This window comes from Methylotenera versatilis 301 (assembly GCF_000093025.1).
GTDB lineage: Bacteria > Pseudomonadota > Gammaproteobacteria > Burkholderiales > Methylophilaceae > Methylotenera > Methylotenera versatilis.
Genome location: NC_014207.1, coordinates 3045229 through 3059871, shown reverse-complemented (window position 1 = coordinate 3059871; position 14643 = coordinate 3045229). Strand labels below are relative to the sequence as shown.

17 protein-coding genes are annotated in these 14643 nt (G+C 41.4%); 15 read left to right on the top strand and 2 right to left on the bottom strand.

Annotated elements, in window-relative coordinates; genetic code table 11:
- Positions 1-166 precede the first annotated feature (166 nt).
- From rpmH to mnmE, 5 genes are all read left to right on the top strand, one after another.
- Positions 167-301 (top strand): 50S ribosomal protein L34, encoded by a 135-nt coding sequence (rpmH, locus tag M301_RS14110; RefSeq protein ID WP_013149458.1) that lies wholly within the window; start codon positions 167-169, stop codon positions 299-301.
- Between the two features lie 102 nt (positions 302-403).
- Positions 404-802 (top strand): ribonuclease P protein component, encoded by a 399-nt coding sequence (gene rnpA, locus M301_RS14105; RefSeq protein ID WP_013149457.1) that lies wholly within the window; start codon positions 404-406, stop codon positions 800-802.
- A gap of 28 nt (positions 803-830) precedes the next feature.
- Positions 831-1040, top strand: a complete 210-nt coding sequence (yidD, locus tag M301_RS14100; RefSeq protein ID WP_049769989.1) for a membrane protein insertion efficiency factor YidD — start codon at positions 831-833, stop codon at positions 1038-1040.
- Positions 1041-1075: 35 nt separating this feature from the next.
- Positions 1076-2704, top strand: a complete 1629-nt coding sequence (gene yidC, locus M301_RS14095) for a membrane protein insertase YidC (RefSeq protein ID WP_013149455.1) — start codon at positions 1076-1078, stop codon at positions 2702-2704.
- Entirely contained in the window at positions 2691-4040 is a 1350-nt protein-coding gene (mnmE, locus tag M301_RS14090) for a tRNA uridine-5-carboxymethylaminomethyl(34) synthesis GTPase MnmE (protein WP_013149454.1), read from the top strand. Before yidC ends, mnmE begins: the two co-directional genes overlap by 14 nt.
- Positions 4041-4103: 63 nt before the next feature.
- On the opposite strand, the gene M301_RS14085 is transcribed toward mnmE, so the two are convergent.
- Both M301_RS14085 and M301_RS14080 read right to left on the bottom strand, forming a co-directional pair.
- Positions 4104-4439, bottom strand: a complete 336-nt coding sequence (locus M301_RS14085; protein ID WP_013149453.1) for a YegP family protein — start codon at positions 4437-4439, stop codon at positions 4104-4106.
- A gap of 701 nt (positions 4440-5140) precedes the next feature.
- Positions 5141-5590 carry a DUF1924 domain-containing protein gene (locus M301_RS14080; RefSeq protein WP_013149452.1) on the bottom strand — a complete coding sequence of 150 codons (450 nt, stop codon included), beginning with the start codon at positions 5588-5590 and terminating at the stop codon, positions 5141-5143.
- Between the two features lie 333 nt (positions 5591-5923).
- On the opposite strand from M301_RS14080, the gene mnmG reads away from it, so the two are divergent.
- The 10 genes from mnmG to atpA all read left to right on the top strand — a co-directional run bounded on the left by mnmG (position 5924) and on the right by atpA (position 14635).
- Positions 5924-7825 carry a tRNA uridine-5-carboxymethylaminomethyl(34) synthesis enzyme MnmG gene (mnmG, locus tag M301_RS14075; protein ID WP_013149451.1) on the top strand — a complete coding sequence of 634 codons (1902 nt, stop codon included), beginning with the start codon at positions 5924-5926 and terminating at the stop codon, positions 7823-7825.
- Between the two features lie 8 nt (positions 7826-7833).
- Entirely contained in the window at positions 7834-8487 is a 654-nt protein-coding gene (gene rsmG, locus M301_RS14070) for a 16S rRNA (guanine(527)-N(7))-methyltransferase RsmG (protein ID WP_013149450.1), read from the top strand.
- Between the two features lie 55 nt (positions 8488-8542).
- Positions 8543-9328: a ParA family protein gene (locus tag M301_RS14065; RefSeq protein WP_013149449.1), complete on the top strand. Its 786-nt coding sequence runs from the start codon at positions 8543-8545 to the stop codon at positions 9326-9328.
- Complete coding sequence (locus M301_RS14060; RefSeq protein WP_013149448.1) at positions 9321-10211, top strand: ParB/RepB/Spo0J family partition protein; 891 nt, start codon at positions 9321-9323, stop codon at positions 10209-10211. Before M301_RS14065 ends, M301_RS14060 begins: the two co-directional genes overlap by 8 nt.
- A gap of 218 nt (positions 10212-10429) precedes the next feature.
- Entirely contained in the window at positions 10430-10768 is a 339-nt protein-coding gene (locus M301_RS14055) for an ATP synthase subunit I (RefSeq protein ID WP_081439430.1), read from the top strand.
- A 50-nt stretch (positions 10769-10818) separates the two neighbouring features.
- On the top strand, positions 10819-11637 hold the full coding sequence (gene atpB, locus M301_RS14050; protein WP_013149446.1) for a F0F1 ATP synthase subunit A: 819 nt from the start codon (positions 10819-10821) through the stop codon (positions 11635-11637).
- Positions 11638-11715: 78 nt separating this feature from the next.
- Positions 11716-11982 (top strand): F0F1 ATP synthase subunit C, encoded by a 267-nt coding sequence (atpE, locus tag M301_RS14045; protein WP_013149445.1) that lies wholly within the window; start codon positions 11716-11718, stop codon positions 11980-11982.
- A 70-nt stretch (positions 11983-12052) separates the two neighbouring features.
- The gene (locus M301_RS14040; protein WP_013149444.1) at positions 12053-12523 is read left to right on the top strand and encodes a F0F1 ATP synthase subunit B; all 471 of its coding nucleotides are present in this window, start codon (positions 12053-12055) and stop codon (positions 12521-12523) included.
- Between the two features lie 9 nt (positions 12524-12532).
- Complete coding sequence (locus tag M301_RS14035; RefSeq protein WP_013149443.1) at positions 12533-13069, top strand: F0F1 ATP synthase subunit delta; 537 nt, start codon at positions 12533-12535, stop codon at positions 13067-13069.
- A gap of 24 nt (positions 13070-13093) precedes the next feature.
- Positions 13094-14635, top strand: a complete 1542-nt coding sequence (gene atpA, locus M301_RS14030; RefSeq protein WP_013149442.1) for a F0F1 ATP synthase subunit alpha — start codon at positions 13094-13096, stop codon at positions 14633-14635.
- Positions 14636-14643 lie beyond the last annotated feature (8 nt).

Sequence of the window (14643 nt, the reverse complement as noted above, 5' to 3'; positions counted from 1 at the left end):
ATTTCATTATTGAATTCTGACAGTTTATCAAATACATTTTAGCTGGTTTATGCTAACTTATCCACAGGCAAATACAATCTTTACAAAACTAAATAAACGTTGACAAAATAGGCAGTTATCGTGTCTAATAGCGCCCTTTATAGCATTTCGCTCGCTGGAGAATTACATGAAACGTACTTATCAACCTTCAAAAACACGTCGTGCTCGTACGCATGGCTTCTTAGTTCGTATGGCTACTAAAGGTGGTCGTGCTGTTATTGCTGCTCGTCGCGCTAAAGGTCGTAAACGTCTAGGTCTGTAATTTTAAAGTCCGTTAGGGCTTTATATTACATCGCAGCATTATCAGCGTTAGTTTTAATCGCAGTAATTTTTAATTACAGTATTACTAAAGCAGTTAAAAATAATGGTGCAAACATATAGGCTTGTTAAGCAAGCCAAGATGATTAAAACGGATGATTTTTCATCCGTTTTTAATTTCCGCAAACGTTTTTCTTTGAAGTATCTGGTGATGCACTATCAACCAAATACTCTTCAACGAGCGCGTTTAGGGTTAGTTGTAGGGAAAAAAACAGCTAAATTAGCGGTTAGTAGAAACTATATGCGTAGAGTTTTGCGTGAGTTTTTTAGGTTAAATCAGCATGATATTTGCCATGTTGATTTAATTATTAGAGTACAAAAAAAATTTGATAAAGTGGATTTTATTCAAATTAAACAAGAGTTTGATTCACTTATTTATAAATTAAACCAGCGCGTTATTTTAAGCCAGCATAAAGAGCTCACAAGTAATGACACAAGCAAATGATAGCCTCTAACGATCAATGATGAACATAATGGCGCGTATACTGATATGGTTGATTAAAGCTTACCAAGTATTGCTAAGCCCATTCTTTGGTCAGCAATGTCGTTTTTACCCTACTTGCTCACACTATTCGATAGAAGCTATCAGTAAGCATGGCGCGATTGTTGGTAGTTATTACACCGTACGCCGTTTGTCGCGTTGCCACCCTTGGCATGCTGGTGGACACGATCCTATTCCTTAACATTTAAAATACTTTATAAGATTGCCCTAAAAATCATGGATACAAAACGTTTAGTTCTGTTTGTTATATTTTCAATGTCAATTTTGATGTTGTGGGATGCTTGGCAGCGCCAACATGCGCCTGCCGAAGTGGTGCAACAAAGCAGTCAAACTGTAGCTGGTGCGACAAGCAGCACAGCTGCCGTGTCTGGGAATGTCGCTGTTGATAGCGATTTTAAACTCTCAGCAGGTCAGCGTATTAGCGTCACTACTGATTTATATAAAGCAGATATTGAAACCACAGGCGGCGATTTACGTAGACTAGAGTTATTGAAGCATCGCGCATCAGATAACGTTAAAACTAACTTTGTTTTGTTAGATGACTCTGCTAAACCAATGACGTATGTCGCGCAAACAGGTTTAATTGGTGCTGATTTACCTTCACATAAAGCAGTATTCACTTCTGCTGCGCCCACTTATCAAATGCAAGATGGCAAAGATACTTTAGAGGTACGTTTAAGCTGGGTTGGCAATGGCGTAACTGTGGATAAGGTTTACACTTTCCATCGCAACAAATATGCAATCGATGTGAATTATGAAATCAAAAATGGCTCTGCAGCCGCTATTACACCAGTAGTTTATTACCAAATCGTGCATGATAACGAGTCTAATCAGGGCTCTAAGCTAATGCCAACATTTACAGGCGGCACTTACTATACTGAAGCGACAAAATTCAAAAAGCTTGCATTTAAAGATATGGCTAAAGAGCCGCTTAAAGTGACTTCTAACGATGGTTGGGTTGGTTTGTTGCAGCATTACTTTGTGAGTGCATGGATTCCTAAAGATGGCTTAGCACGCGAGTTTTATACAGAAAAGCTTAACGAGCACATGTACAGAATCGGTTCGAAAAGTACATTAAGCACTATTGCACCAGGCGCAAGTTTAACTGTTCCAGCACGTTTATTCTCAGGCCCACAAACTAAGAAAGATTTAGTTGAAACCGCACCAGGCCTAGAATACACCGTGGATTATGGTTGGTTAAAAATGGTGGCTTCACCATTATTTTGGGTGTTGTCACTTATTCACAGCTTAGTACATAACTGGGGTGTGGCGATTATTTTACTTACCTTGTTAATTAAAGCAGCTTTCTACCCATTATCAGCAAAAAGCTATCGCTCAATGGCGCAAATGCGTGAGTTGGCACCACGTTTAGAGTCAATGAAACAAAAGTTTGGGGATGATAGACAGAAAATGCAGCAAGCGATGATGGAGCTCTATAAAACAGAGAAAATCAATCCTATGAGCGGTTGCTTGCCGATTTTGATTCAGATTCCAGTATTTATTTCCCTGTACTGGATGTTGCTAGGCTCAATTGAATTACGCCATGCGCCATTCTTTGGCTGGATTCAAGATCTTTCAGCAGTTGATCCCTACTATATTTTGCCAATAATCATGGGTATTTCTATGATTATTCAAACTAAACTTAATCCTAAACCAACAGACCCTATTCAAGCTAAAGTGATGACATGGATGCCAGTTATATTCAGTGTATTCTTTTTCTTCTTCCCGGCTGGTTTGGTGTTGTATTGGGTAGTGAATAACATCATCTCAATTTGGCAACAATGGTATGTGAACAAATCAATCCATGCAGCAGCGTTATTGAAAAAGTCAGGTGGCAAACACTAAGCCACTAGACACCATAGCCGCCATCGCCACAGCCAGTGGCGCTGGCGGCATTGGTGTTGTACGGGTGTCTGGGCCATTTTCTGGTCAAATAGCTACTGGCGTTCTAGGACACATCCCTGCTCCACGCCATGCAGCTTATCTAGATTTTAAACAAGCCAACGGTGATTTAATTGATCGTGGCATTGCAATTTATTACCCCAATCCTCATTCATATACCGGCGAAGACGTCTTAGAGCTTCAGGCTCACGGTGGTACTGCGCTTATGCAGATTTTGCTGGCGCGTTGTATTGAGTTGGGTGCACGTCAAGCTGAGCCAGGCGAGTTCACACGCCGTGCATATCTAAACGATAAAATAGATTTAGCTCAAGCCGAAGCTGTTGCTGACCTCATTAATGCCGCTACGGCAGAAGCCGCTAAAAGTGCTGTCCGTTCTTTATCTGGGGAGTTCTCGCAACGCATCAATACCCTACTTTTAAAACTCATCGATTTACGCATGTTTGTTGAAGCGTGCTTAGATTTTCCTGAAGAGGAAATCGACTTTATTACACAAGGTCGCGTAGCAGATAAATTAGCTACAATTATCGTAGAGTTGAATGCGGTGTTTGCAAAAGCTAAACAAGGGAGTTTACTACGAGAAGGCATCAATGTCGTTTTGGTTGGCCAACCCAATGTTGGAAAATCTAGCCTGATGAATCAATTGGCAGGTGAAGAAATTGCTATCGTTACCTCAATTGCAGGCACAACTCGCGATACCATCAAAAATGCCATTCAAATAAATGGTGTACCTTTGCATGTAATTGACACTGCAGGTTTGCGCGAAACTGATGATGAAGTAGAAAAATTCGGTATTGAGCGAACTTGGCGAGCCGCACAAAGCGCCAATATCGCATTATTGTTGGTAGATGCAGCTCATGGTATCACGGAAACTGAAAAATCGATTTTAGCTAGGTTGCCGCAAGAAATTCGCAAAATTTGGGTGCATAACAAGATTGATGTGGCCAACGAACCTGCTTTAGTTGCAGAAAAAGACGGCGCAATGCACATCTACCTTTCTGCTAAAACTGGCGCCGGCTTAGATTTATTAAAAAGCCATTTACTAAAACTCGCAGGTTATGAAAATAATTCTGAAGGTGTTTTTATGGCGCGCGCCAGACATTTGGAAGCATTAAGCCAAGTGCAGATACATTTAAATTTTGCATCTGAACAAATTAACTCTGCGGAGTTGATAGCTGAAGAGCTGAGAATATCTCAGGACGCATTAAGTAGTATTACAGGAGAATTTACGCCGGATGATTTATTGGGCGAAATATTCTCAAAATTCTGCATCGGAAAGTGACAATTAATAAGCAGTAAAAAAGGCGCTCAAGGCGCCTTTTTTACTATGGCAAAGAATTAAAGCTTAAGCCGTTTGGTCGTCAACTGTAGCTTCAGGTGCATTCTTTTTAACAGATTCAATACCATTGTCGCGACCCGCCTCACTTTCGTACATTTGACTTTGGCCAATGACTTGATGGTTGCCAGCTTTAAGTACGAAATATGGTTTCTCTGATTTTGAAACTAAGCGATCATAACGTGCATCGTCAGCGGCATTTTTTTGGATTGATGCAATACCATTTAATGCGCTAGCTTTGCTTTCATACATTTCGCTTTGCATAATTATTTGGCCATTACCCGCCAATAGATTGAAATGAAATTGTCCGCTTTTTGCTGTTTTTAATTCGAATTTACCCGCCATACAGTTCTCCTCAATATTTGTTCGGTGAAAGCGCCGTGGTATTTGCACAAATACGCTTGCCATACTATAGGCGCGCAATCACGCACTCGTCAATAGCTTTGCCTTTTAATTATCAAGCCAGGATGTTAATTTTTGTGTTTCACGTGAAACAATCATCACTCCAGCATTTCTAATAGACATTTGGTGACTTTGGTTTTGTCACTACGGAGGTGAAAACTAAATGATCATGTCGATTTGCTGTAATCTAGAATCTTAATGGTTGAAATGTAGTCTAGAAATATAGTTGGTCAGGTGAGATTCTACACATAAGTCATCAATACTGTATTCATGTCCCCGATAAATTAAGAGAAGAGAGTCTCTCTAATTTACATGAAAACCTAATGAGCTTCCATTTTGTGCGTTGTAATTTACCCCTCAATTCGCCATCACAAGTGGATTTTATGCTGGGAATGCGCGAAGCTTTATTGGATTTTTACTTGCCAGATTTGAGTTTAATACTACATGCCACTTTACGAGGTTTATTTTAGCGGCTTGTAAATTATGCCGCATGCTGCAATTTAGGTATGAGGTACGATACTACCCGGCAAGTGCTAGCTGTAAAAGGCTTAATTGATGAAAATATATGGGTTGTAGGGGAATTTTAGATGTTAAAAAAGCAGTGTTTCACGTGAAACACTGCTTTTTAATTTAAAGTTTAAAGCTTATTTTTTGGCTTTAACTGTTGGTGTTTTTTCTGTTAAAACGTAAGTGATGTAGTTGGCTTTTTGAGCTGCTGTACAGTCCATGCCTAAAATATCAACACAATGTTGTGAAAATTTAGCTTCCACTTTATCAAAGTCAGAGAAGCGTTTTGTATTAACCACTGGAGATAGTGGTTTAATCACTTTGCCTGTGACGATATTTTTGCCGTTATCAGCTGGGTTTGCAGTGTGGCATGAAGCGCAAGCAACTTCTTTGCCGTTAGCAGTTTTAACTTTGTTATTGAAAAAAGCTTTGCCTTCTTCAGCTGAAGGCCCAGCAAATTCTTTATTTTCAGCGATGGCTTGGGTATGGTAGATCAATACTAATTTTTTTGCATTTGCAATGCTGGCATGCGCAGAAATGGCGCTAAAACCTAACAATGCTACTAAAAGGATACTTAATTTTTTCATTTGCTGCTCCATTATTTTTAATAAAAAATTATTCTTGCTTAGCAATCATGCTTCAACATTCACATAATAAAGTAGTTTGCTAAAAGATGCTTTAATTTTTGTAAAGCGAATATTATGCCAAGATTATTAAGAAATTGTGTCTATCTTGTAAAGGTAACGTTTTAAGGTAAAAAGAGTTGACTTAATTCTGTGAAAAAACATGCTTTTACATGACTATTGGCGGCTATTAAAGTAAAATCTAGCCTTCGCACAATACCTTCAATCACTTAAGACGTGATTGTATTCCGATGGTTGTTATATTGTGCCTATTGTTTGAAAGACAAGCTTGAATATATGAATTTTCCTGACGTTTTTGATGTGATTGTAGTCGGTGGCGGGCACGCAGGCACCGAAGCTGCGCTTGCTAGTGCCAGAATGGGGCAAAAAACCTTATTGCTTACACATAATATCGAAACTTTAGGTCAAATGTCGTGCAATCCAAGCATTGGCGGTATCGGCAAAGGTCATTTAGTAAAAGAGATTGATGCGCTTGGTGGCGCAATGGCGGCCGCGACGGATGAAGGCGGTATTCAATTTAGAGTTTTAAATTCCAGTAAAGGCCCTGCCGTACGTGCTACTCGCGCTCAAGCTGACCGCGTATTGTATAAAGCGGCGATTAGACATCGCTTGGAAAACCAGCCTAACCTTTGGCTGTTTCAACAAGCTGTGGATGACATTATTTTAGAGGGTGATCGTGCTGCTGGTGTGGTGACGCAAATTGGGTTGCGCTTTACCTCTAAATCAGTCGTGCTCACTGCGGGTACATTTTTAGGTGGTTTGGTGCATGTGGGGCTGCAAAACTACAGCGCTGGTCGCGCAGGTGATCCACCAGCCATTTCATTAGCAGCACGTTTACGTGAAATCGGTTTGCCTGCAGGTAGATTGAAAACTGGTACGCCGCCACGAATTGATGGTCGCACGATTGATTATTCTGTGATGACGATTCAGCCGGGCGACGACCCTGTGCCTGTGTTTTCTTTTATGGGTAATGTTGCGCATCACCCCGCTCAACTGCCCTGCTGGATTACGCATACTAATGAGCGTACACACGATATTATTCGTAGCGGTTTAGATCGCTCACCTATGTACACGGGGGTGATTGAAGGTGTGGGTCCACGGTACTGCCCAAGTGTGGAAGATAAAATTCACCGCTTTGCCGATAAAGATTCACACCAAATTTTCTTGGAGCCTGAAGGCTTAACCACCAATGAAGTTTATCCAAACGGTATTTCAACCAGCTTGCCGTTTGATATTCAGCTAGCGTTAGTGCGCTCAGTACGCGGTCTAGAAAATGCACATATTCTGCGCCCGGGCTATGCGATTGAATATGACTACTATGATCCGCGTGGTTTGAAAAGCTCGCTGGAAACCAAAATGGTGCAAGGCTTGTTCTTTGCAGGACAAATTAACGGCACTACTGGTTACGAAGAAGCTGCTGCGCAAGGTTTGCTAGCAGGTGCGAATGCTGCGCTTTATTCACAAGGCAAAGAGTCCTGGTGTCCTGCTCGCGATGAAGCTTATTTGGGTGTGATGGTCGATGACTTAATCACTCGCGGCGTCACTGAGCCATACCGTATGTTTACCAGCCGTGCTGAGTATCGCTTGCAATTGCGTGAAGACAACGCTGATATGCGCCTGACTGAAATCGGTCGCAAATTAGGCTTGGTGGATGATGCCCGTTGGGAGGCTTTTAGCCGCAAGAAAGAAGCGGTTGAACGCGAGCAAGACCGCCTTAAGAAGACTTTTGTGCAACCGGCTAATGTGCCCACAGAAAAAATGGTGGAAATGTTTGGCAAGCCGCTTGAGCATGAATATAGTTTGTTTGAGTTACTGCGTCGTCCAGAAGTGAGCTATGAAGCTGTGCTCACATTAGGTGAAATCGGCTTGGGCGAAGTTGAACCTTCTGTGCGCGAGCAAGTGGAAATCGCTGCCAAATATCAAGGCTATATTGATCGCCAAACTGATGAAGTCGCTCGTAGTCGTGGTCAAGAAAATACAAGGCTGCCTGATAATTTGGATTATCGTGAAATTCATGGTTTGCCGATTGAAGCACAACAAAAATTGAATGCGCAAAAACCAGAAACCATAGGTCAGGCCAGCCGTATTTCAGGTATAACACCTGCGGCTATTTCCTTGTTATTGGTGTATTTGAAACGTCAATCCCGTAGCAAGCCGGCTGCAGATTTAGCAGCGTAAATTGCCGTATGACTTTGATAAGTGCGCTACAAAGTAAGCTGCAATCTGGTTTGCTCGAAATGGATTTGCAAATCGACGCTGAAAAACAAGCGAAATTGATTGCCTATCTGTTGCTCATTGATAAATGGAACAAAGTGCATAATCTCACGGCAATCCGAGATCCGCTAGAAATGGTGACTTTGCATTTGTTAGATAGCTTGAGCGTACTACCGCATGTGCAGGCCCTAACACCTAAGTGTTTATTGGATGTTGGTGCAGGTGCCGGTTTGCCGAGCATTCCCTTGGCGATATGTCTGCCAGAGTTGCAAGTAACGGCGATAGATTCTGTCGCTAAAAAAACCAGCTTCATGCGACAAGTAAAAGGCGAATTAGGTTTGAGCAATTTTCAGGTTGAAGTTGGACGTGTAGAGGCGCTTAAAAAAGACGTGAAATTTGATGTGATAATTTCACGCGCTTTTTCAGAAATTGGACTATTTGTTAAACTCACAAAACATTTGCTAGCCAGTAATGGGTTGTGGCTCGCTATGAAAGGCGTAATGCCAGAGCATGAGTTTGAGCATCAAGATTTTAAAAGTGCGGGCGTGCAGGTGAACAAAATTGAAATCCTGAAAGTAGCAGGTTTAGACGCAGAGCGTCATCTGGTTTTTTTAAGTGTCAATTGAGTCTAGTCGTAAGTTAATCCAGTTAATTTTATTCTGATAAACCTATAAGAAAATAATGAAAATATTAGCAATCACTAATCAAAAAGGCGGTGTAGGTAAAACCACGACTTGCGTGAACTTGGCTGCTAGTTTGGCTAGTTTAGGTAAGCGCGTTTTACTGATTGATTTGGATCCGCAGGGCAATGCCAGTACAGGTAGTGGTATAGATAAAGCACACTTAAAGTTCAGTATTTATCATGTGTTGATTGGTGAGAAGTCGCTAAAAGAAGTGATTTTAACCAGTGAAAAAGGCGGCTTTGATATTGCGCCATCAAATCGCGATTTAGCAGGTGCGGAAGTTGAGTTGGTGAATGAGCTGGCGCGCGAAAATCGCTTAAAAGTGGCGATTGCTAAATTAGTGAGCGCCGAAGAAGCTGCGCCTTATGATTTTGTATTGTTGGATTGCCCCCCTGCCCTTAACTTGGTCACGGTGAATGCGCTCACGGCCTCTAGCGCCGTGATGATACCGATGCAATGTGAATATTACGCCTTAGAAGGCTTGTCGGACTTAGTAAATACCATCAAAAAAGTGCGCGCGCGTTTGAATCCAACGCTAGAGATTGAAGGTTTGTTACGCACCTTGTTCGATAATCGCAATATGCTCGCACAGCAAGTGTCTGCGCAACTAATCAGCCATTTTGGCGATAAGGTATACAAAACTATTATTCCGCGCAATATTCGTTTAGCAGAAGCGCCCAGCTACGGTGTGCCTGTGTTGAATTATGATAAAGCTTCAAAAGGCGCGGTGGCCTATTTGGAATTAGCAAAAGAAGTAATGCGGAGTGATAAAAAACATGGCTAAGTTAAAAGGCTTAAATAGAGGCTTGGGTCGCGGGCTGGATAGCTTGCTTGCAGGCGATATGGGCAGTGTTGGTGAAGCCGATTCACTTTTAGTGCTAAAAGTTGAGCAATTGCAATCTGGAAAATATCAACCACGTAGCTATATGGATGATGCCGCCTTGCAAACTTTAGCTGCTTCGATTAAATCGCAAGGCATTATGCAGCCGATTTTGGTGCGTCACATACCTAATGAGCACGGAGATGACGACCATTATGAAATCATTGCCGGTGAACGCCGCTGGCGCGCTAGTCAGATGGCGGGTTTAGAAGAAGTGCCTGTATTGGTACGTGAAATCGCCGATGAGGCTGCATTGGCAATGGCCTTGATCGAGAATATTCAACGTGAAAACCTGAATCCATTAGAAGAAGCGCAAGGTATTAAACGCCTGATTGATGAGTTTGAAATGACGCACGAAAAAGCCGCTGCGGCAGTAGGTCGTTCACGTGTGGCGGTTTCAAATTTATTGCGTCTGCTCACTTTATGCGCACCAGTGCAAGATATGTTGATGCATGGCAAGCTAGATATGGGCCATGCACGTGCATTAATTGGTCTAGATGGTGCGCAACAAGTGATGCTTGCAACACAAATTGTTCAGGATAATTTATCAGTACGTGAAGTAGAAAGTCTGGTAAAAAATCTAGAAGCTACAAGCATTGAAGCGCCTCAAAAACAAATACAGAAAACCCACATAAATCCTGATGTATTAAGGCTGCAAGAAGCATTAAGTGATAAATTAGGTGCAACAGTCAGCATTAAAGCCGATGCAAAAGGGGCTGGTACTTTAAAAATTAGCTATGCAAATTTAGATCAACTTGATGAAATTGTGAGTAGAATTTCGCGCTAAGTGTTTCATTTTGCTTAAACAAAATGTAAATGCTTGTAACTTAATCCTTGACTAAAAATCGGTAATAATTCAAAATCGCGGTCTTTGCTATATAGTGCATGTAAAAATCGCAAAATAAGCAGCAAAACACAACAATAGTAAGCGTCAAAATTAACTAGTTTTCAGTTACAGGGTTTAAGCAATTGTCAACATCCAACACATCAGATGTATTTAGCAAAATGCTTAAAATTCAATTAGTTGCTACGTTGAGCGTTGCTGTTTTGGCTTTATTTGTGTCGGGTTTGCATGCAAGTGTTTCAGCGATGTTAGGTGGTGCCAGTGTAGTGCTAGGCGCCTGTGCTGCGGTAGCGGTAGCAAAACGCGGCGAAAATAATAAAGATGCTTCAGCAATATTAATCAATTTATTAAAAGCTGAAGCAACCAAGATTTTAATAATTATCGTGTTATTGGTAGTTATATTTAAGTTGTATAAGCAGTTAGTGCCATTTGCACTCATTGCTGGTTTGGCAGCAGCTGCACTGTTTTCGGGTGCCGCTTTGAGCAGATTGAAAGTTTAGTAAGTTAAAAGTTTAATTTAAACGAATTTTATTAAAGTAAATAATAGATTATGGCTATAGAACAAGCAGAAAAAGCACTCACCCCTTCTGAATACATTACGCATCATTTAACTTTTAACTCGCAACCAGTTGGTGACGGTAGCTTTTGGATGTTAAATTACGACAGTCTTGTTATGTCTGTATTGCTTGGTGTAGTAGTAATGGGTTTGATTTGGTGGGTAGCGCGCGGCGCAACAGCTGGCGTACCTTCAAAAGGTCAAGCATTTGTAGAGCTAATTTTCAGTTTTGTAGATGACCAGGTAAAAAATATATTTCACGGCAATCGCCACAGTTTCATCGCTCCAACAGCATTAACAGTATTTTTATGGGTTTTAGCCATGAACGCCATGGACTTTTTACCTGTAGATGTGATGCACCATTTCGTTTACGCGCCATTAGGTCTAGAGCACTGGCGCAGTGTTCCAACTTCAGACATCAACACAACTTTTGCATTGGCTTTAGCGGTGTGGTTCTTGATGATATTCTTCTCAATCAAAGTTAAAGGCTTTGGTGGTTGGATTCATGAGCTTTTCTATACGCCATTCGGCACTAAATTCTGGGTTTTACCGTTGAACTTTCTGTTCAATTTAATCGAATACGTTTCAAAACCACTTTCACACTCATTGCGACTATTCGGCAATATGTATGCTGGTGAGGTGATTTTCTTGTTGCTCGGTATGTGGGCTGCCACTGGTATTTCAGGCACAATCTTCGGTGCAATTCTAGGTGCTGGCTGGTCAATATTCCATATTTTAATTGTGGCATTACAAGCGTTTATTTTCATGATGCTGACAGTGGTTTATTTATCAATGGCACACGAGTCACATTAAGTTCTTCGGTATTAAATTTTTAGTATTTTTTTGTAGTTCTAGTTTAGTTGTAAGTTTAATTTTTGAGAGGGTAATAAAATGGATGCATTAGCAATGATTCAAGCCTACACAGGCGTTGGTATTGGTTTAATTATTGGTTTAGGCGCTGCGGGTGCTTGTATCGGTATTGGTATTATGTGCGCAAGCTTCTTAGAAGGCGCTGCTCGTCAACCAGAAATGATTCCACAATTGCAAGGTAAAGTATTCTTGCTATTAGGTCTTATCGATGCTTCTTTCATTATTGGCGTTGGTCTTGCGATGATGTTTGCATTTGCTAACCCATTATTAAGTGTAGTAGCTAAGTAATTAGCTTATAAATAATTTGGCGCTACTTAAATTTAGCGCAAATTAAACGACTTAAATATTGGAGTAAGTAATGAATATTAACTTTACACTTATCGCACAAGCTATTGCATTTGCTGTGTTGATTTGGTTCACAGTGAAATTCGTTTGGCCACCGCTGTTATCAGCGATTGAAACACGCCAAAAGGAAATCGCGGATGGTTTAGCGGCAGCTCAAGAAGGCAGAAGTGCTTTGGAAGTTGCAGCTAAGAAATCAGAAGCGACATTAGCTGAAGCTAAACAAAAAGCGAGTGAGATTATTGGCCAAGCTGAAAAACGCGGAACACAAATCGTTGAAGAAGCTAAAGGTAACGCTAAAGCTGAAGGCGAGCGTATTTTAGCTGGTGCTAAAGCTGAAATCGACCAAGAAGTAAACCGCGCTAAAGAAGGTCTTCGTTCACAAGTGTCTGCGCTAGCAATTGCTGGTGCTGAAAAAATCTTGCGTAAAGAAATTGACGCAAAAGCACACAGTGAAATGTTATCTAAACTAGCAGCAGAACTTTAAGGATAAGACATGGCTGAAATATCAACCATCGCAAGGCCTTACGCAGTTGCTGCTTATAAATTAGGTCGTGAACAAAAGTCGTTGGCTAAATGGTCTGAAATGTTAGGTTTTGCATCAAGTGTCGCTAGCGACGCGCAGATGCAAGCTTACATTCAAGATCCCAAAGTGGTCAGCAGCGAATTGCAAGCCGTTTTTTTAAAAGTGTGTGGTGATAAGCTTAACGAACAAGGTCAAAACTTGATTAAAGTGTTGGTTGACTACGGACGTATGTCTATTTTGCCAGCGATTACTGAAGCGTTTGAAGAGCTTAAGGCGCTAGACGAAGGCACCTTAGATGCGCAAATTATTGCTGCTGCAAAACCTAGTGCCGCAGAAGTCAAAGATTTGGTAAAACGCTTAGAAGCTAAGTTCGGTAAAAAAATTGAAGCCAATGTTTCTGTAGATTCAGAACTGATTGGTGGGATTAAAATTATTGTTGGCGATACCGTGATAGACGCATCCGTCAAAGGTCAGTTACAAAATTTAGCGTACACGCTTTCAGCATAAGCAAAGAACAATTTAGGAGTTAACATGCAGTTATCTACATCAGAAATCAGTGAACTGATTAAAAGCAGATTAGAAAATTTTTCTACCTCAGCTGAAGCGCGTACTCAAGGTACAGTAATTTCAGTAACTGACGGTATCGTTCGTATTCATGGTCTTTCAAACGTGATGGCTGGCGAGATGATCGAGTTCCCAGGCAACACATTCGGTTTGGCGCTTAACTTAGAGCGCGATTCAGTGGGTGCGGTTGTTCTAGGTGACTACGAGCATATTACTGAAGGCGATATCTGTAAATGTACAGGTCGTATTTTAGAAGTGCCAGTAGGTCCAGAATTAATCGGTCGCGTTGTCAATGCACTAGGTCAACCAATTGATGGTAAAGGCCCAGTTAATGCAAAAATGACTGACAAGATTGAAAAGGTTGCACCAGGCGTGATTGCACGTAAATCAGTTTCACAACCAGTTCAAACAGGTTTGAAATCTGTTGACTCTATGGTTCCAGTTGGCCGTGGTCAACGTGAATTGATTATTGGTGACCGTCAAACAGGTAAAACTGCGGTTGCGATTGATGCCATCATCAATCAAAAAGGTCAAAACATGACCTGTATCTATGTAGCGATTGGCCAAAAGGCTTCTACTGTCGCTAACGTGGTACGTAAACTTGAAGAAAACGGCGCACTTGCTTACACCATCGTGGTTGCGGCAACAGCATCAGATTCAGCAGCATTACAATTTTTAGCACCGTACGCTGGTTGTACGATGGGCGAATACTTCCGTGACCGTGGTGAAGATGCATTGATCGTTTATGATGATTTGACTAAACAAGCGATTGCTTACCGTCAAATTTCATTGCTATTACGCCGTCCACCAGGTCGTGAAGCGTACCCAGGCGACGTGTTCTACATCCACTCACGTTTACTTGAGCGTGCAGCTCGTGTAAATGAAGATTACGTTGAAAAATTCACTAACGGTGCTGTTAAAGGTAAAACAGGTTCATTGACTGCATTGCCAGTGATTGAAACTGCGGCTGGTGACGTTTCTGCCTTCGTTCCAACTAACGTGATTTCTATTACCGATGGTCAGATCTTCTTGGAAACTGACTTGTTTAACGCTGGTATTCGTCCAGCGATCAACGCCGGTATTTCAGTATCTCGCGTGGGTGGTGCAGCACAAACTAAAGTTATTAAGAAACTTGGTGGCGGTGTACGTTTAGCATTAGCGCAATACCGTGAATTGGCTGCGTTCGCGCAGTTCGCTTCTGATTTGGATGAAGCAACACGTAAACAGCTAGACCGCGGTCGTATGTTTACTGAGTTGATGAAACAAGCGCAATACGCACCATTAAGTGTTTCTAAAATGGCGATTACATTGTTAGCGGCTAATAAAGGCTACTTTGATGATGTTCCAACCAATAAAGTGTTAGCTTTTGAAAACGCATTACACGGTTTCATGGGTTCTAAATACGCTAAATTGATGGAAGGCATTGAATCTAGCAAAGATTTAGCTGGCGATAACGAAAAAGCAGTTGAAGCCGCAATTCAAGACTTCAAAGCAACAAACGCTTACTAATAATTCTA

Excerpts from the sequence above, each read along its gene's own strand:
- atpB (WP_013149446.1), top strand. The coding sequence starts at position 10,819 with ATGGCTATAGAACAAGCAGAAAAAGCACTCACCCCTTCTGAATACATT.
- M301_RS14080 (WP_013149452.1), bottom strand. The coding sequence starts at position 5,590 with ATGAAAAAATTAAGTATCCTTTTAGTAGCATTGTTAGGTTTTAGCGCC.
- rnpA (WP_013149457.1), top strand. The coding sequence starts at position 404 with ATGGTGCAAACATATAGGCTTGTTAAGCAAGCCAAGATGATTAAAACG.
- yidC (WP_013149455.1), top strand. The coding sequence starts at position 1,076 with ATGGATACAAAACGTTTAGTTCTGTTTGTTATATTTTCAATGTCAATT.
- M301_RS14060 (WP_013149448.1), top strand. The coding sequence starts at position 9,321 with ATGGCTAAGTTAAAAGGCTTAAATAGAGGCTTGGGTCGCGGGCTGGAT.
- M301_RS14035 (WP_013149443.1), top strand. The coding sequence starts at position 12,533 with ATGGCTGAAATATCAACCATCGCAAGGCCTTACGCAGTTGCTGCTTAT.
- yidD (WP_049769989.1), top strand. The coding sequence starts at position 831 with ATGGCGCGTATACTGATATGGTTGATTAAAGCTTACCAAGTATTGCTA.
- M301_RS14065 (WP_013149449.1), top strand. The coding sequence starts at position 8,543 with ATGAAAATATTAGCAATCACTAATCAAAAAGGCGGTGTAGGTAAAACC.
- M301_RS14040 (WP_013149444.1), top strand. The coding sequence starts at position 12,053 with ATGAATATTAACTTTACACTTATCGCACAAGCTATTGCATTTGCTGTG.
- rsmG (WP_013149450.1), top strand. The coding sequence starts at position 7,834 with ATGACTTTGATAAGTGCGCTACAAAGTAAGCTGCAATCTGGTTTGCTC.
- mnmG (WP_013149451.1), top strand. The coding sequence starts at position 5,924 with ATGAATTTTCCTGACGTTTTTGATGTGATTGTAGTCGGTGGCGGGCAC.
- M301_RS14085 (WP_013149453.1), bottom strand. The coding sequence starts at position 4,439 with ATGGCGGGTAAATTCGAATTAAAAACAGCAAAAAGCGGACAATTTCAT.
- atpA (WP_013149442.1), top strand. The coding sequence starts at position 13,094 with ATGCAGTTATCTACATCAGAAATCAGTGAACTGATTAAAAGCAGATTA.
- atpE (WP_013149445.1), top strand. The coding sequence starts at position 11,716 with ATGGATGCATTAGCAATGATTCAAGCCTACACAGGCGTTGGTATTGGT.
- M301_RS14055 (WP_081439430.1), top strand. The coding sequence starts at position 10,430 with ATGCTTAAAATTCAATTAGTTGCTACGTTGAGCGTTGCTGTTTTGGCT.
- rpmH (WP_013149458.1), top strand. The coding sequence starts at position 167 with ATGAAACGTACTTATCAACCTTCAAAAACACGTCGTGCTCGTACGCAT.